The sequence below is a fragment of the Psychromonas sp. L1A2 genome, assembly GCF_009828855.1.
Classification (GTDB): domain Bacteria; phylum Pseudomonadota; class Gammaproteobacteria; order Enterobacterales; family Psychromonadaceae; genus Psychromonas.
Genome location: NZ_WUAG01000001.1, coordinates 1,210,025 through 1,227,165, shown reverse-complemented (window position 1 = coordinate 1,227,165; position 17,141 = coordinate 1,210,025). Strand labels below are relative to the sequence as shown.

At 38.0% G+C, this 17,141-nt stretch carries 16 protein-coding genes; 2 read left to right on the top strand and 14 right to left on the bottom strand.

The genetic code is table 11. The annotated features are described in order from the left end of the window. Nucleotides 1-7 precede the first annotated feature (7 nt). From ftsA to mraZ, 14 genes are all read right to left on the bottom strand, one after another. Nucleotides 8-1,252, bottom strand: coding sequence for a cell division protein FtsA (gene ftsA, locus GQR59_RS05385; RefSeq protein ID WP_160061021.1), 1,245 nt, complete (start codon nucleotides 1,250-1,252; stop codon nucleotides 8-10). Nucleotides 1,253-1,460: 208 nt separating this feature from the next. Further along, nucleotides 1,461-2,204, bottom strand: a complete 744-nt coding sequence (locus tag GQR59_RS05380; protein WP_160061020.1) for a cell division protein FtsQ/DivIB — start codon at nucleotides 2,202-2,204, stop codon at nucleotides 1,461-1,463. Nucleotides 2,205-2,207: 3 nt separating this feature from the next. Beyond that, nucleotides 2,208-3,128 (bottom strand): D-alanine--D-alanine ligase, encoded by a 921-nt coding sequence (locus GQR59_RS05375; protein ID WP_160061019.1) that lies wholly within the window; start codon nucleotides 3,126-3,128, stop codon nucleotides 2,208-2,210. Further along, on the bottom strand, nucleotides 3,128-4,588 hold the full coding sequence (murC, locus tag GQR59_RS05370) for a UDP-N-acetylmuramate--L-alanine ligase (RefSeq protein ID WP_160061018.1): 1,461 nt from the start codon (nucleotides 4,586-4,588) through the stop codon (nucleotides 3,128-3,130). Before murC ends, GQR59_RS05375 begins: the two co-directional genes overlap by 1 nt. Nucleotides 4,589-4,623: 35 nt before the next feature. Then, a complete protein-coding gene (gene murG / locus GQR59_RS05365; protein WP_201288020.1) occupies nucleotides 4,624-5,700 on the bottom strand; it encodes an undecaprenyldiphospho-muramoylpentapeptide beta-N-acetylglucosaminyltransferase in 1,077 nt (358 codons plus the stop codon). Beyond that, a complete protein-coding gene (gene ftsW, locus GQR59_RS05360) occupies nucleotides 5,684-6,943 on the bottom strand; it encodes a putative lipid II flippase FtsW (RefSeq protein ID WP_160061016.1) in 1,260 nt (419 codons plus the stop codon). The genes murG and ftsW overlap by 17 nt, the downstream gene beginning before the upstream one ends. A gap of 2 nt (nucleotides 6,944-6,945) precedes the next feature. Then, a complete protein-coding gene (gene murD, locus GQR59_RS05355) occupies nucleotides 6,946-8,274 on the bottom strand; it encodes a UDP-N-acetylmuramoyl-L-alanine--D-glutamate ligase (protein WP_160061015.1) in 1,329 nt (442 codons plus the stop codon). Between the two features lies 1 nt (nucleotide 8,275). After that, nucleotides 8,276-9,358 (bottom strand): phospho-N-acetylmuramoyl-pentapeptide-transferase, encoded by a 1,083-nt coding sequence (gene mraY, locus GQR59_RS05350; RefSeq protein WP_160061014.1) that lies wholly within the window; start codon nucleotides 9,356-9,358, stop codon nucleotides 8,276-8,278. Between the two features lie 48 nt (nucleotides 9,359-9,406). Further along, nucleotides 9,407-10,912 carry a UDP-N-acetylmuramoyl-tripeptide--D-alanyl-D-alanine ligase gene (locus tag GQR59_RS05345; RefSeq protein ID WP_160061013.1) on the bottom strand — a complete coding sequence of 502 codons (1,506 nt, stop codon included), beginning with the start codon at nucleotides 10,910-10,912 and terminating at the stop codon, nucleotides 9,407-9,409. Next, nucleotides 10,909-12,495: a UDP-N-acetylmuramoyl-L-alanyl-D-glutamate--2,6-diaminopimelate ligase gene (gene murE, locus GQR59_RS05340; RefSeq protein ID WP_236546663.1), complete on the bottom strand. Its 1,587-nt coding sequence runs from the start codon at nucleotides 12,493-12,495 to the stop codon at nucleotides 10,909-10,911. The genes GQR59_RS05345 and murE overlap by 4 nt, the downstream gene beginning before the upstream one ends. Beyond that, on the bottom strand, nucleotides 12,495-14,324 hold the full coding sequence (locus GQR59_RS05335; protein ID WP_160061012.1) for a peptidoglycan D,D-transpeptidase FtsI family protein: 1,830 nt from the start codon (nucleotides 14,322-14,324) through the stop codon (nucleotides 12,495-12,497). Before GQR59_RS05335 ends, murE begins: the two co-directional genes overlap by 1 nt. Next, nucleotides 14,321-14,635, bottom strand: coding sequence for a cell division protein FtsL (ftsL, locus tag GQR59_RS05330; protein ID WP_160061011.1), 315 nt, complete (start codon nucleotides 14,633-14,635; stop codon nucleotides 14,321-14,323). Before ftsL ends, GQR59_RS05335 begins: the two co-directional genes overlap by 4 nt. Next, complete coding sequence (gene rsmH / locus GQR59_RS05325) at nucleotides 14,636-15,583, bottom strand: 16S rRNA (cytosine(1402)-N(4))-methyltransferase RsmH (protein ID WP_160061010.1); 948 nt, start codon at nucleotides 15,581-15,583, stop codon at nucleotides 14,636-14,638. It abuts the gene before it with no gap. Next, nucleotides 15,583-16,044, bottom strand: a complete 462-nt coding sequence (mraZ, locus tag GQR59_RS05320; protein ID WP_160061009.1) for a division/cell wall cluster transcriptional repressor MraZ — start codon at nucleotides 16,042-16,044, stop codon at nucleotides 15,583-15,585. The genes rsmH and mraZ overlap by 1 nt, the downstream gene beginning before the upstream one ends. A 299-nt stretch (nucleotides 16,045-16,343) precedes the next feature. Between mraZ and rsfS the strand changes: the two genes are divergently transcribed. Together rsfS and rlmH are read left to right on the top strand one after the other, a co-directional pair. Then, a complete protein-coding gene (gene rsfS / locus GQR59_RS05315; RefSeq protein WP_028869770.1) occupies nucleotides 16,344-16,670 on the top strand; it encodes a ribosome silencing factor in 327 nt (108 codons plus the stop codon). Further along, nucleotides 16,670-17,140, top strand: a complete 471-nt coding sequence (gene rlmH / locus GQR59_RS05310; protein ID WP_160061008.1) for a 23S rRNA (pseudouridine(1915)-N(3))-methyltransferase RlmH — start codon at nucleotides 16,670-16,672, stop codon at nucleotides 17,138-17,140. Before rsfS ends, rlmH begins: the two co-directional genes overlap by 1 nt. Nucleotide 17,141 lies beyond the last annotated feature (1 nt).

Below are 17,141 nucleotides of genomic sequence, written 5' to 3'. Positions count from 1 at the left end.
TTGATAACTAATATTCTTTTTTAATCCAGTTTTTTACTTTACTGAAAAAACTTGTAATACGGTTTTCAGGCTCTACTTCTTCTTCACCTGCAAACTCATCATTTTTATAGCGTAATAAACCAACTGCTGTTGAATATGCAGGAGAGTTTACATCATCTGCTAAACCTTGAATATGTTGTGGTTTACCAATTCTAACTTGGATATTACCAAAAACTTCTTCGGCAACCTCAACTAATCCTTCAATTTGTGCAGCACCACCCGTTATAACCACACCTGCAGCTAATTGTTGCTTTAAACCTTCACGGGCAAATTTATCATTTAATTTATTAATTTCATTCTTAACTAATGTTAACAATTCACTATAACGTGGTTCAATAACATCAACTAAAATAGAACGTTGCAAGCTACGTGCAGGACGCCCACCGACACTCGGCAACTCAATAATTTCATCGTCTTGCACTAACGAACGATCCAAACAACCATATTTAACTTTCACTTCTTCAGCAGAAGTTGGCGGTGAGCTAAATGCAATAGCGATATCATTGGTTACAGAGTTACCAGCGTAATCAAGCACCATACTATGTTGCAAAGAGCCTGCGATATAAATGGATAAATCCATTGTACCACTTCCCATATCAATCATGCACACACCTAACTCTTTTTCATCTTCACTGAGCGTAGCGGCACTTGATGCAACACCAGACGATGTTAGTTGGTCAATAACTAATCCACATCGTTCAACTGCTTTTTCTAAATTTTTAACTAAATCATTATGACAGGTGATTAAATGTACATTTGCTTTTAATTTTACACCTGACAAACCAATTGGGTTATTAATACGTCCTTGAGAATCGATAGAATATTCTTGTGGAATAACGTGTAATACACGTTGCTCATCTCGAATTTTTACTGAACGCGCATTGTGAATAACACATTCAACATCATAAGTACTGACTTCATGTGCTTCTATCGCCCAAGTACCCGTTTCATTAATTGACTCGATATGTGAACCTGAAACAGATAAATTAACCGATGAAACACGGCAGTCAGCCATATCTTCAGCTTGTTTCAAAGCTTGTGTAATCGATTCAACAACTGAATCTAAATTGGTCACAGATCCTTTATCAACACCTTTAGAAGGTGCAGAACCTACACCCACTATATTAATCGCATCATTTGCTAATAATTCACCGATCAAGACAACAACTTTATGACTACCAATGTCTAAACCAACTGTGTAATTACTTTCCATTCGTTTATCACCATTTTCTCTAATTTAAGAGAGAAGAATTAACTCTATGTAATACTAATCATATTGTTGTACTGAGTAAATTACCTAAAGTGAGTAATTAAGCACTTAAAACTCAAACATAAAGGGCTGATCTTATTAAGTTTTGATGATTAATTGTTCTATCTCTTTACGCTGTATTTTCTCACACCTGTTATCATTAATATTTACATTACTTTTTGTTTATTTCTGTTTCTTTCCATCCAATAGCCAACCCAGTGTCATAACGAAGATCAACATATTTAATGGTATTAATATCGTATTTTTGTACAATCCTAGGGAATGCATTTAAAAACATTTGTATACGTTCTAATTTTTGTTCTTTACCTAAATTCAAACTAATACCATTTTTTAACTCAAGCTCAGTTGCATTACGTTTATCACTATATAAGGCGGCAATGCGATAATGGCTAGGCTCTAGCAACTGATTGAGTTGCAAATAAGTATTAAGCACATCCTCTGATTGTTTATCATCGCCAGAAAGTGCAATAAATTCGTCTTGTTCCTTTGGTACTACATCTATTATTTCACCAAAACGATTAAGTAATGCTTTGCCGTTCCATGACGCGACGATTGTTTGTTCAACAATATGTATTTTTAACGTGTCAGGCCAATGCTTACGGATTGACGCAGAATATACCCATGGTTTATCTTCTAACTGTTTTTGAATTTCAGAAATTTTTAACGTAAAAAAGTTAAGTTTATCTTTTTGCTTTGCTAATACAGCTCTCACCATATCTTCTGTCACATGCTCTCTGTTTCCAGTTAGCACTAGGCCGGTTAATGGCAAAGACTTTTCGTCAGTTAACCAGTGTTTTAATTTAAAAAATCCATCTTGTAGCGCGTAAATTAAAAGTACAAAAACAAAGAAGCTAATCCATTTACTGATTTTGATTTTTTTTAACTTTTGCCACATAAATTATATAGTTTGCTTTAAGATATCTAACACTAACTGGTCAAAGCTAATTCCTACTTGTTTCGCAGCCTTTGGTACAAGACTTGTTTCTGTCATACCCGGCACTGTATTTACCTCTAATAAATACCAGTTTTTATTGCTATCTCGCATAAAATCAACACGTCCCCAACCACTACAACCAATTGCTTTAAATGCTTCTACTGATAAACGATTAAGTTCGGCTAATTCATCATCAGACAATCCACAAGGGCATAAGTACTGCGTATCTGTCGATTGATATTTAGCTTGGTAATCATAAAATACATTAGTTGTTTTCATGCTAATAGCAGGTAATGCTTTTCCATTTAGCATTGATACAGTGAATTCATCACCTGTGATCCATGATTCTAATAATACTTTGCTATCAAAGTTAAAAGCTTCTTCTAATGCACTAATTAACTGCTCTGCATTTTCAGCTTTAGCCATGCCAATACTTGAGCCTTCGTGTACCGGTTTTACCATGACAGTGCCTGATAAGCTGTTTAGTATATCGTTAGCGCTTGATGGTTCAAAGTTTTCTTTGACAATAATTTGATAGTCAGCGGTAGGAAGTAGACAACTTTGCCAAATTTGCTTGGTTTTTGCTTTATCCATACCTATCGCTGAGCTTGAAACATCACTTCCAGTAAAAGGAATCCCCAATGTTTCTAGGAAACCTTGGATAGTGCCGTCTTCACCGCCTCGACCATGTAAAACAATAAAGGCACGGTCAAAGCCTAATTTTTTAATTTGTGAAATATCATCATGTTTTGGGTCAATGGCATGTGCATCTATACCTTGTCGTAGTAACGCACTCAAAACTGCATTACCAGACTTTAATGAGACTTCACGTTCAGCGCTATTTCCGCCAAACAAAACTGCTACTTTTCCGAAATTTGTCGCCATTACTTTGTGCTCTCTTGTTGCATTTTCTCAATATCTAACTTGAAATCTGCTAAAGTTTTTACTACTGCGCCGATATTACCAGCACCTTGAGTTAACACTAAATCACCGCCCTGTAACACTTTTGCAAGCGCAGCAGGTAAAGCTTCCGGAGAAGCCACAAAAATTGGCTCTTTACCACTTTGTTGACGAATAGTTCTGCATAATGAACGACTATCAGCTCCTGCAATTGGAGTTTCACCAGCAGCATAAACATCTAGCAGTAACAATTGATCAACCTGCGATAACACATGCGCAAAATCTTCATATAAATCACGTGTACGCGTATAACGATGTGGTTGATAAGCCATCACTAAACGTTTTTCAGGCCAACCCTCTCGTGCCGCATTAATCGTAGCTTGAACCTCTGTCGGGTGATGACCGTAATCATCAGCAAGCATCGCTTTACCACGTCCAGTTTCAAATTCACCATATTGTTCAAAGCGACGACCAATACCTTCAAAGCTTTCTAATGCCGTTAAGATTGCAGCATCTTCAATATCATCTTCCATCGCCACTGCAATCGCAGCTGCAGCATTTAATGCATTATGCTTACCTGGCAAATTCAGATGGATAACTAAATCAGGGCGATTGACACGGTGCACAATAAACTCACTTCTGCTAACCGTTTGCTTAAAGCTTGAGATGCGAACGTCAGCCTGCTCATTAAATCCATAAGTCACACACTGACGAGCAAAACGTGGAATTAACTCTTCTATTACTTTATCGTCTAAACAAACAACGGCGGTACCATAAAAAGGCAAGTTTTGAACAAACTGTACAAAGGTATCTTTTAATACTTCAAAATCACCTTGGTAAGTATCCATATGGTCAGCTTCAATATTGGTGACTACTGATACCATTGGTTGTAAGTGTAAGAACGATGCATCACTTTCATCAGCTTCTGCAATTAAGTAGCGACTTTGACCTAATTTAGCATTAGTACCAGCGCTGTTTAACAATCCACCAATCACGAAGGTTGGATCTAAATCAGCCTCTCGATAAATACTTGCAATTAAACTCGTTGTTGTCGTTTTACCATGAGTCCCTGCCACTGCTACACCATGACGGTAGCGCATTAACTCAGCTAACATTTCTGCACGACGAACAACAGGAATGCGCGCTTGTTTAGCTGCTAACAATTCAGGGTTTTCAGGGTTAATCGCTGTTGAAACAACCACCACTGATGCACCGTATATATTTTCTTGCGCATGACCGATAAAAATTTCAACACCAATTGAACGCAGTCTTTTAACCACCGTATTTTCAGCGATATCGGAACCAGTGATTTTGTAACCTTCGTAGGCTAATACTTCAGCAATACCACCCATTCCCGCACCACCGATACCAACAAAATGTATCTGTTTTACGCGACGCATTTCAGGGATCATGGTACGAATTTCTGCTAATTCAATTTTTATCATCGGAATTCACTTTTACTATATTTTTAAACTAGGTTTTAAATTAAGGAATTACAAACCGCAGCCACTTGCTCCGTTGCATCTCTAATTGCTACTTTTTTACAGTTTTGGCTCATTTTATTAAGCAACTGCCTATTTTGACTTAATGTAAGCAAACATTCACTTAATTTATCAGGATTTAAATCTTTTTGAGCGATTAACATCGCAGCATCAGCATTTACTAAGCTCATTGCATTTTTTGTTTGATGATCATCGACTGCATGAGGCAAAGGAACAAAGATAGCGGGTAAGCCTACTATTGCCACTTCTGCTACCGTTAATGCTCCAGCTCTACAAATTATAACATCAGCCCAATCATATGCTGTAGCCATATCACTAATAAAATCATGAACTTGATATTCAAAATCAGAGTCTTTGTAAGCAACTAACACAGATTCAGAATTACCCTTCCCTGTTTGATGCAAAATAGACACTTCGCTTGCTTTGAAGTTCATAAGTGCTTTAGGTACCGTTTCATTTAATACTCGAGCGCCTAAACTTCCACCAATCACCAATACTTTTAACGCAGCCTCTGGTGCTGAGATACTTTTATCAGTTAAAGCCAATAGATCTTTTCTGATGGGATTTCCGACCAAAATAGCCTTTTCGCCAGAAAATGCATCACTAAAGCCCATTAATACTTTTTTCGAAAATCGTGCTAATAAACGATTAGTCATGCCAGCTGCTGCATTTTGCTCATGCAATACCACAGGAATACCTAATGTCCAAGCAGCAATCCCGCCAGGGCCACTAGCAAAACCACCCATGCCTAAGACTAAATCTACATTTCTCTTTTTTAATACTTTACGCGCTTGAAAAATTGACTTTAATATTTGAAAAGGAGCTGCTAATAAACGTTTTAAACCATTGCCTCTGATACCAGCAACATCAATAAAATCAATTTCGTAACCATGCTCAGGTACTAACTTTGCTTCCATTCTTGCCGCAGTGCCTAACCAACTTACCTGCCAACCTTCATTTTTTAATTTATCTGCCACGGCTAATCCAGGGAAGACATGTCCACCTGTACCGCCCGCCATCACTAATAAGGTTTTATTTTTACTCATTATTCTCAACCTTTATCTTTTCTGTTGAATCATCTGCTGCCTCAGATGTTAATTTTTTAGTCTTTTTCGTTTTTTTGGTAATGCGTACTTGGCCTGAATTAATACGTGTTTCAAAATCGATACGTAGCACTAAACCCACTGCAATCGCAATAGTAATTAAACTAGAACCTCCATAACTGATCAAAGGTAATGTCAAGCCTTTAGTTGGTGCAATACCTGATGCGGCACCTATATTAACGGCCGTTTGAAATGCAAACCAAATAGCAATACCGATGGCAACATAGCCAGCAAAAATAAGGTTTTTCTCTAATGCTCTTTTACCAATAGAAAACGCTTTATAAACTAAAACAAACTCTAAAATGATAACAATACTTACACCAATAAAACCTAGCTCTTCAGCCAAAATTGCCATAATAAAATCTGTATGTGCTTCCGGTAAATATTCTAACTTTTGAACTGAATTTCCTAAACCTTGACCAAACCAACCGCCACGCCCAAAAGCCATTAGTGATTGAGTTAGCTGATAACTTCGACCAAAAGGGTCTGCCCATGGGTCTAAAAATCCAAATACCCTTGCCATACGATAAGGAGACGTCACGATTAATAAAATAATCACCGATAACATTGCAACTGCAATACCAACAAAAGAAATCATTCGCGCATTAGCAATAAACAACATTCCCATCATAATAACTACGATCACGACGGTTGAGCCTAAATCGGGTTGTAATAATAAAAGCATTGATATTAAAGCGAGTATCGCTAAAGGTTTAATAAACCCTTTGATCGTATCAATCACCTCTTTTTGGCGACGAATAAGATAACTAGCAATAAACAAAACAACAGACAGCTTCGCAAATTCAGAAGGTTGAAGATTAAGTGGACCCAGTCGTAACCATCGAAGTGAGCCATTAACCTCTGTACCAACAATCAATACTGCAAGCAATCCTAAAGTTGAAAGCAATAAAATTAAAGGCGTATATTTATGCCAGGCATCTATTGGCACAGAAACCACTGTCGCTAAAACAAATAAACATAAAATAATATAGATAAGATGTCGCTTTAAAAACTGGAAAGGATCGGCTGATATAGCAATACCTTCAGGCATCGACGCAGAAGCAACAATCACCAATCCAATCCCCATTAAGGTAAAAACCAATACCAAAAGAGAGCGATCGTAGGCATGTGAATCTGACTTAACAGTCAAGCGCTTAAATATTTTACCTAGCTTATTAGTCACAACTTGCAACATGATTAGACTTCTCCAACCAAAGCATTAACTAATTCAATAAAATGATCACCACGAGCCATAAAGTTTTTATACATATCTAAGCTAGCACAAGCTGGCGTTAAAATAGCTAAATCACCAGCGACTGCATATTGGTTAATATGGTGTATGGCTTGATCTAAGTTATTAACAATAAGCGCATCAGGATGTTGCAATGCAATTGATTTAGCATCTTGACCAAAACACACAATTTGCCCTTTGATCTCAGTTAATACAGGTGCTAATTCAGTAAAATCTGCACCTTTACCATCGCCACCTAATATAACGTGTACTTTTCCTGAAATTGTTTCAGAAAGTCCTAACAATGCTGCTTGCGTAGCACCGATATTGGTTGCTTTGGAATCATTAATCCAGCGAACGCCATTCACTTCTTTGACAAATTCACAACGATGCTTCAAGCCAGAATAAGATTGTAAAGTGTCCAGCATTGAAGACATTGGTAAACCGACTTGTTTGCCTAACGCAATCGCGGCAAGTGCATTCATCCAGTTATGTTTACCGCTCAACTTAAGCGCATTGCAGCTTAATAAAGGTTGCTGCTCAATACTAAGGTAATATTCACCTTGCTGTTGAACCAATCCATATTGCTGTTGATCAAAGCCAAAACTGATTTGTGATTTTTTATCTGTGAATGTTAATGGGTCATCACGGTTAATTAATACTGTTTGAGCTTGTGTATATATTTTATGCTTAGCCAAACTATAAGCTTGATAGCTTAGGTAACGATCTAAATGGTCTTCACTGACATTTAAAATGGTAGAAATCGTAGCATTTAATGATTCAGTGGTTTCAAGTTGAAAACTTGATAGCTCTAAAATATAAAGTGTTTTATCTGGGCTTAATAAATCTAAAGCTGGCACGCCGATATTGCCACCCACCCCAACATTTACATTGGCATTAGCAGCCATTTCACCCAACAGGCTAGTCACAGTACTTTTACCGTTTGAGCCAGTAATAGTAACTAATTTCACATGTTGATATTGTGGTGTATTTAACTCTCGAGCAAATAACTCAATATCACCAATCACTTCAACGCCCGCTTCAATTGCAGCGTTAATCGCTGGCGTTGCAATAGCAATACCAGGACTAACAACTAACGTATCAAATTCACACAACAATGGAGCAGATAACGGTCCAATCACCAGTTTGGTGCTAGCATCAAGCTTATCTTGACCTGGTGGTACCAAACGAGTATCGAAGACAGTGACATTAATGCCTTTTTGACGAAAAAAGGTGACACAGGATAATCCTGTGACGCCCAATCCAATAATCGCGACTCGTTTAGTAGTTGCCATATTAACGAACCTTCAGTGTAACTAAACCAATTAAGACTAATACGATAGTAATGATCCAAAAACGCACAATAACACGCGGCTCAGGCCATCCTTTCTTTTCATAATGGTGATGAATAGGTGCCATTCGGAAAATACGTTGCTTACGCATTTTGTAAGAACCTACTTGTAAAATAACTGACACCGTCTCCAGTACAAAAATACCGCCCATGATCACTAATAAAAATTCTTGGCGCACCAATACCGCAATCACACCTAAAATAGCACCCAATGCAAGTGAGCCTACATCGCCCATGAATACTTGAGCAGGGTAAGTGTTAAACCATAAAAACCCTAAACCAGCCCCAACGATAGTGCCGCAAATGATCACTAACTCACTAGCTTGTGGAATGTAAGGTATAAATAAATAATGAGAATAATTAACGTGACTTGTTAAGTAAGCAACTAAGGCAAAAGCCGCTGCGACCATCACCGTTGGCATAATAGCTAACCCATCTAAACCATCGGTTAAGTTAACTGCATTACTACTACCTACAACAGTAAAGTAAACCAGAGGAATGAATAGGAGACCTAGGTAAGGCATGTATTCTTTAAAAAAGGGAACAACAAGTGTTAACTGTGCGTCGCCTTGTGCCGTCATATATAAAACAACACCAATAACTAATGCCGTTAGTGATTGCCAAAAGTATTTCCAACGAGCAATCAATCCATCTGGATGTTTACGTACTACTTTTAAGTAATCGTCCATAAACCCAATCGCACCAAAAGCAATCGTAGTGAATAATACAACCCACACATAGAAGTTATCTAACCTTGCCCATAATAAAGTACTTAATACGATAGCGGCTAAGATTAAAACACCGCCCATCGTTGGTGTTCCTGCTTTACTAAAATGAGATTCAGGGCCATCATCACGGACTATTTGGCCAATTTGTTGGCTTTGTAAGAAGCGGATTAATTTAGGTCCCGCCCACAAAGAAAATGCTAATGCAGTCAGAACAGCTAATACCATTCTCACGGATAAGTATGTCAATACATTGAAAAAAGTATAATGACTTGAAAGTAATTCCGCTAACCAGACTACCATTTTTAAAATCCTATTTTATAAAGCTGTTGACCAGCAGATGATGAAGACTTACGCACCGAACTCTTGTTTAATGAAAGCGACAATTTCTTCCATTTTTGCACTACGAGAGCCCTTTACAAGCACCACAACTTTAGATTTTTGACTTCCTAAATAAGCGCTAATAGCTAATTTAAGTTGTTGTTTGTCTGAGAAGTGTTCTGCCCCTGCATTTTTAGAGGCAGCATTATACGCATTTGTTGCCTGTTGACTCAAATTTCCAACTGTAAATAATCGATCAATATTATGCTGCTGAGCATACTCACCAATGGTTTGGTGTTCTTGCTCTGCATAACGGCCTAATTCGCCCATATCGCCACAAATTAATAATCGTTCAGATGGATATTGAGCTAATAAATCAATACCGGCACTTACTGATGCAGAGTTCGCATTATAAGTGTCGTCAATCACGGTTAATTTTTCAGAAATAGCAGAGCAGTTAACGCGCCCTGCGACTTCTTTTAATGTTTGTAAACCTTGTTGAATGTCATTTAATGAACAGCCTAATGCCAATGCCATCGCACTTGCTGCTAATGCATTACTGACATTATGCTTGCCTGGAAGGTTCAACTGAATTTGAATATTTTGTAATGAATTAGTCGATTCATTTTGTGTTTGTTTATGGCTTAATAATACAGATGTTTTAACGTTCAATGTAAAGCTTGATTGACCTAAATCATTACTGTGTAATTCAGTAGCAAATAGATCGGCATCTACCATACCATTATTGTCATTCTCTCTAGAAAAACCGGTAAATGGTTGCTGCTTTTTCTGTAATTGCTTAACAAAATCTGCTGCAAAATTAGCATCTAAATTAACCACCGCTATTCCATCAGACGCTAAGCTAGACCAAATTTCAGATTTAGCCGTTGCAACACCTTCTAAAGAACCAAAACCTTCTAAATGAGCAGGCATGACGTTATTAACTAATGCAACATCAGGTTTTGCTAAAGTGGCAGTATAAGCAATCTCACCAATATGATTTGCTCCTAACTCTACCACCGCAAATTGATGTTGTTTTTCTAGTCGAAGTAACGTTAACGGTAAACCAATATCATTATTAAAATTGCCCGCTGTAGCCAATACTTTATCTGCACTACCGCTATGCACGGTTAATATCGAACTAAGCATTTCTTTACAGGTGGTTTTACCATTACTACCAGTAATGGCAGCACATTTTAAGCTATTGATTTGCAGTCTTACATAACGACCCAATAAACCTAACGCAATACGAGTATCTTCAACTTCAACAACAATACTATTAATTGGAATATTCAAAGGGATATTGGCTTCAACTAATAAAACAGAAGCCCCCTTATCAAGCGCGCTTTGTAATAATTGATGGGCATCAAAAGACGGACCTTTTAATGCGATAAACAAGTCATTACTTTTAATTGTGCGAGTATCGGTGCTGACATTACTAAAAGTGATAGCAGCAGTATGTGAAAGCGATGCGTAACCTTCTTTTAGGTTACCTTCCGTTGCGTTACATAATTGCTCAACTGAGAGTGTGATCATCGCTTTTGTTCCTGTGTTTGTTCTTTTTCTAATCCAGATTGTTTTACTTGCGAATGTTCGATTAACTCACTTAAACATTCTCGATCGCTGTAATGAACCTTTTTATCACCAAATATTTGATAGTCTTCATGGCCTTTACCTGCGACCAAGATAATGTCGTTTTCACTTGCCGTTGCTAACAAATGTAAAATGGCTTGCTTACGATCATGTATGACCAACGCTTTATCAGGATCAGTTAATCCTTTTTTAATATCTTCAACAATTTCTTGTGCATTTTCACTACGTGGATTGTCATCAACAATCACGACTTGGTCAGCTCCTTTCTCAGCTGCTTTAGCCATTTCAGGACGTTTACCTTTATCACGATCACCACCACAACCAAACACGGCAATAATACGACCTTGTTGTGTGTGGTTTTGTAATGCTTTTAATGCATTCTGTAACGCATCGGGTGTATGAGCATAATCAACAACAAACGTTAGCTTTTTCTGTTCAAATACATATTGCTCCATTCTCCCAGGCACTACTGCTAATTGAGCAATTACCGTTTGAATGTTTTGAATCGAAAAACCATCGGCTAATAATGCACAACTGACAGCGGCAATATTTGAAATATTAAAATCGCCGTAAAAGCGCGTTTCTATAAAACCGTCACCCCAACTAGAGCTAAATTTAAAGGCCAAACCTTGTGCTAAATAATCGACTTTAGTAACACTAAAATACTGCTGTGTTGGTGAGTGAGGTTTTACATTAAAACCATAAGCAATTGCGTCAGAAAACTCAGCTAGCCACGCTTTACCGACTGAGTCATCGGCATTGATAATACGATGTTGTAATGGAAATTCTTCGAATAGTATTTTTTTAGCATCGGCATAAGCTTGCATAGTACCGTGATAATCAAGGTGGTCACGCGTTAAATTAGTAAAAATAGCGGTTTTAAAAGGTATAGCAGCCACTCGGTTTTGTATTAAACCATGAGAAGAAACTTCCATCACCGTATGTTGAGCACCCTGGCATTGGTATTGTGATAATTCACGACATACTGAGATAGCGTCTAACGTCGTATTTAAACTTGTTTCAAGCTGACCATATAAGCCATTTCCTATAGTTCCCATCTGCGCACTTTTCTGACCTAACAGCATGTAACTATTGGCTAATAAACTTGCAATAGTTGTCTTACCATTAGTGCCAGTAATGGCCGTGACTGCATGAAGGTTCGAGCTAGGAAAGTAAAATCGCATTGCGATTGCACTTAGGTGCTTATTTAACTCAAAAACGTCAATAACAGGGATGTCTTGTTCAAAGCGTATATTGCCATGTACTATTTTATCTTTTGTTTCAGAAAGCACGACTGAAGCACCCGCATTGATTGCGTTACCAATAAAGGTACGTCCATCACTTATTGCACCTTGCAGCGCAACGAACAAATCACCCTGTTTAATAACGCGGCTATCTAGAGTCATGCCTTTAATGGAGATTTCTTCTAAAGAGTTAACAGGATTAATATCTGCATTGTTAAAAAATGGGGTTAATAACCAAGAAAGCATACAACTATGTTGTGTTAGCTCAACTTTATTGGTCATTACTTAGCCTCCAGGTAGGTGTAGCTTTCATCTCCACCATCCGGTAAAACATGTGTTAGTAATAGAGTGCTCTTCATGACTTCAGAAAACACGGGGGCAGCAACATCACCGGCATAATAACGATCGCCCTGTGGTTCATTGATCATCACTGCGATTGCAAAACGAGGACGCGTTGCCGGTGCTAAACCAGCAAAAACCGCCACATAGTCATCTCCATAGCCACCTGCTTCCGCTTTTCTAGAGGTACCTGTTTTACCTGCAATGCGATAACCATCAACTTTTGCTTTTGGAGCTGTTCCACCTTTTTCACTGACACCTTCCATCATTGCAACAACTTCAAGTGCAATTTTTTTAGGAATAACTTGTTCACCAGGCTGTTGTGTCCCTTTGATAATAGAAATTGGGTATTGCATTCCACCACTACCTAAAATCCCATAAGCTTTAGCAAGTTGTAATGTAGTTGCAGTAATGCCATAACCAAAAGACATCGTTGCTAATTCAAAGTCAGACCAGCGATGACGAATCGGTAAACGGCCCACACTCTCACCAATCAGTCCAATACCAGTGTCATTACCAAAACCAAAATCAGCAAAAGTTTGTTGTAATTGCTCTGGTTTTAATCGTAATGCCAGTTTACTTACGCCAACGTTACTCGATTTTTTTAATATTTTAGCTAAATCCATTTTTCCGTAATTATGACCGTCACGCACTCGACGACCACCAATATTCATCCAGCCCGGTGATGTATCGACGATCTCATCTAAATCAGTTTTATGGTTCATTAACGCACTAGCAACCACTAATGGTTTAACTGTAGAACCCGGCTCAAAAGTATCGGTGATAGCACGGTTACGTAATTTATACGCTTGATATTGATTACGATCGTTAGGATTAAACGACGGGTAATTAGCCATCGCATAAATTTCACCATTGTGAATATCAATTACGACAATAGATCCAGAAGTCGCATTATTGATTTTAACAGCACGCTTTAATTCACTATAAGCCACTGCTTGAATACGTTGATCTATTGTTAACTGTAAATTACCTGCTAATTTTTTCTCTCTAAGTACTTCGATATTATCGATGACATTACCTAGACGATCTTTACGTACACGCTTTTTACCTGTTTGCCCTTCCAAGTAAGCGTTATAACTTTTTTCTATTCCTTCAATACCCTGTGAATCAAGATCAGTTAACCCCAAAATATTGGCATTGATCTCTCCAGTAGGATAAAAACGATGTGATTCTAATTGGCTAGAAATACCAGATAGTCTCAATTGTTTTACATATTGCACTACAGGATCATTTACTTGTCGTCTTAAGTAAGCAAATCGAGAATTTGGTTTTTGGATTGCTCGAGCAAGATCTTCCATCTTAATATCAAGTACTTCAGCTAAGGCAGGCCACTTTTTAGACTCATAAAAATACTTTTTAGTATGTCTTTCTAACCCTGTTTTAGGATTAACCACTGCACTATCTGCCCATTCTTCACGGGTAAATACAAAATGTTTTTTAACTTCTTTAGGATCGACCCAAATCGCATAAGCAGGCACACTAATAGCTAACTCTTCACCATTTCGATCTTCAATATTACCTCGATGAGCAACAGAACTAGTGACACGTAAACTACGTTTATCAGCTTCATTGGTAAGGTATTCAGGCTCAAGGACTTGGATAAATGCAAGACGTGAAATTAGAGCAATAGCGATCATAGTGATCGTCACCGCGACAAAAATATATCTACCTGATGAATAAGTCTGATATATTTTTTTCTTACGTGTTTGTGAACCCGCCTTGGTTCTTGATGTAGTCCGTTTTCTGTTCATCGAATTTCCACTAATACACTATTATTCTTAGTTGGCTGTGACATTGATAATTGATTACCTGCAACAGAACGGATCCGGCTATGCTCATCAAGCGTATGCTCTTCGATCAACAAGTTTCTCCATTCGATCATTAGATTGTCTTTTTGCTGTGACAAATATTCTTTTTTAGTCACTAACTCACGCGTTTCATGAGTGATGTAAATGTTATATAAAGCACTGATCAGTATAACAATACCCAATATCACCAAAATCGCATTTTGGCGTAAATCAGCTAGGATAAGCAGTAACAAACTATCTCGAGAATCAACCACTTACTTAACCTCTGGCTGTCTGATTTTTACTGCTACGCGTAAAACCGAACTACGAGAACGAGGATTAGCTTCAACCTCTTTTGCACTGGGTTTAATAGCCTTACCTGCTGACTTCAAGTTCTTTCCATCTTGCATCTGCGCATCTGTTAATGGCAGACCCGGTGGATATTCAGGACCTTTCTCTTCTTTGCGAATAAATCGTTTAACAATACGATCTTCTAACGAATGAAAGCTGATCACTGAAAGTTGACCGCCAATCGCTAAAATATCCAACGCACCCTCTAATACTTTGTGGATCTCTTCTAATTCGCTATTAATATAAATTCGAATACCTTGAAAGCTTCGTGTTGCAGGATGCTTTTTCTTTTCACGCTTAGGACATAAACGCTCAATTAACTGTGCTAACTGTAAAGTGCGTGTAAACGGTGTTTCCACTCTATCTGCGACGATTGCGCGAGCAATACGATAAGCAAACTTTTCTTCACCAAATGTTTTTAAAGCCCAACCAATATCATCTACATCTGCTTTTGCTAACCAATCGGCAGCACTAATCCCAGACGTTGGATCCATGCGCATATCTAATGGGCCGTCACGCATAAAACTGAAACCACGTTCAGCTTCGTCAAGTTGTGGTGAAGACACACCTAAATCCAATAAAACACCATCGATTTTTCCAGCTAATCCAAGATCTTTAATATATTCAGCTAAACCAGAGAAAGGTCCATGAACGATCTCAAAACGACTATCTTCTAGTTTTAATGCTTCAGCAGTTGCGATTGCACGTGGATCACGATCAATCGCGATCAAACGTCCATTTGGACCAAGTTTTGATAAAATATGACGAGAATGTCCACCACGACCAAAAGTGCCATCGACATAAATGCCGTCAGGCTTAATCGCTAGGCCATCTACTGCTTCATCTAATAATACGGTTACATGCTCACTCATTAGAACGAGAACTCCTTGAGAGAATCACTTAATTCCATGCCTAATGACATATCGCTTTCCAGATCTTGCTGTACTTGTTGATGCCACACTTCTTCATCCCAAATTTCAAATTTATTCAATTGACCTACTAACATAATTTTTTTATCTAATTTTGCATGTTGACGAAGTGTTGGCGCGATCAACGTACGTCCGTTTTTGTCTAATTCACACTCGCTAGCGTGACCTAGAATGAGTCGCTGTATACGTCTTTCCTGTGGATTGGTACTGGATAAACCACGTAATTTATTTTCTATCAATAGCCATTCATGTAATGGATAAAGTAATAAACAATTCTGAGATTGAAAATCGATCGTGCACACAAACTGGCCCTGACAATTGTCAGTCAGCCAATCACGATACCGAGTAGGTACCGCAATACGTCCTTTTGTGTCCAGATTTATTGCATTTGCGCCACGCAACATGATTATTCAATTCCATTTATTTGTGGGTGAATGATCCACTTTCTAAGAAAAAGATCCACAATTTGACACTTTTCCCCACTTTTGACCACCCAGTCTAATAAAGTTCAATATTTTTGCAAGTGATGGATCTTTTTAAATAGAGATCTAAATCACATTTTTATCTGGTAGCCATTTTATTTGTATGGTTTATCAGTTAATAAAAAAGTGAAATTAATCTCAAAATGCGTCCAATTAATAAGTTGCGTGATATACTCCGCCGCTTAAAACAATTTAATCAATAAACTCGGAAGGAAATTCCCTTGCAAGACGAACAATTAAAAGCATTTATCATTAATCAACTTGAAGAAATGAAAGCAAAAGAAATCGTTACGATTGATGTTGCTGGAATATCAGATGTGACTGACACTTTAATCATCTGTACAGGTACTTCAAAACGCCACGTTCGTTCAATTGCTGAACAAACTGCGCTAGCAGCAAAAAATGCAGGTGAAGTACCGCTAGGCGTTGAAGGCCTTGAAGGCAGCGAGTGGGTATTAATTGATATGGGCACTGTTGTCGCGCATGTTATGCAAGACGAAACGCGTCAATTTTACCAACTAGAAAAATTATGGACTGAAACTGCATAATGAAAATTCAGCTAATTGCAGTGGGCACTAAAATGCCAGACTGGGTTGAAAAAGGTTACCTAGAATATGCACGGCGTTTCCCAAAAGAAATGCAGCTTGAGTTATTAGAAATTAACGCAGGTAAACGTGGCAAAAACGCTGATATTAAGCGTATTTTGAAAAAAGAAGGTGAGTTAACCTTAGAAGCGATTCCAAAAGGTAACAAAATTGTCACGCTAGAAGTGACAGGGAAATCGTGGACAACTGAACAATTAGCCAATGAAATGACAAAATGGCAACATGATGGGCGAAATATTAGCCTATTGATCGGTGGCCCTGAAGGTCTAGCGCCTGAATGTATTCAACAGTCTGAACAGCGCTGGTCTCTTTCTGCATTAACATTACCGCATCCTTTGGTTCGCATTATCGTTGCAGAAAGCTTATATCGCGCCTTTACACTCACTATTAATCACCCCTACCACAGAGAATAAA

Excerpts from the sequence above, each read along its gene's own strand:
- ftsA (WP_160061021.1), bottom strand. The coding sequence starts at position 1,252 with ATGGAAAGTAATTACACAGTTGGTTTAGACATTGGTAGTCATAAAGTT.
- murD (WP_160061015.1), bottom strand. The coding sequence starts at position 8,274 with ATGGCAACTACTAAACGAGTCGCGATTATTGGATTGGGCGTCACAGGA.
- mraY (WP_160061014.1), bottom strand. The coding sequence starts at position 9,358 with ATGGTAGTCTGGTTAGCGGAATTACTTTCAAGTCATTATACTTTTTTC.
- GQR59_RS05380 (WP_160061020.1), bottom strand. The coding sequence starts at position 2,204 with ATGTGGCAAAAGTTAAAAAAAATCAAAATCAGTAAATGGATTAGCTTC.
- mraZ (WP_160061009.1), bottom strand. The coding sequence starts at position 16,044 with ATGTTGCGTGGCGCAAATGCAATAAATCTGGACACAAAAGGACGTATT.
- ftsW (WP_160061016.1), bottom strand. The coding sequence starts at position 6,943 with ATGTTGCAAGTTGTGACTAATAAGCTAGGTAAAATATTTAAGCGCTTG.
- rsmH (WP_160061010.1), bottom strand. The coding sequence starts at position 15,583 with ATGAGTGAGCATGTAACCGTATTATTAGATGAAGCAGTAGATGGCCTA.
- murC (WP_160061018.1), bottom strand. The coding sequence starts at position 4,588 with ATGATAAAAATTGAATTAGCAGAAATTCGTACCATGATCCCTGAAATG.
- rlmH (WP_160061008.1), top strand. The coding sequence starts at position 16,670 with ATGAAAATTCAGCTAATTGCAGTGGGCACTAAAATGCCAGACTGGGTT.
- GQR59_RS05335 (WP_160061012.1), bottom strand. The coding sequence starts at position 14,324 with ATGAACAGAAAACGGACTACATCAAGAACCAAGGCGGGTTCACAAACA.
- GQR59_RS05345 (WP_160061013.1), bottom strand. The coding sequence starts at position 10,912 with ATGATCACACTCTCAGTTGAGCAATTATGTAACGCAACGGAAGGTAAC.
- murE (WP_236546663.1), bottom strand. The coding sequence starts at position 12,495 with ATGACCAATAAAGTTGAGCTAACACAACATAGTTGTATGCTTTCTTGG.
- GQR59_RS05375 (WP_160061019.1), bottom strand. The coding sequence starts at position 3,128 with ATGGCGACAAATTTCGGAAAAGTAGCAGTTTTGTTTGGCGGAAATAGC.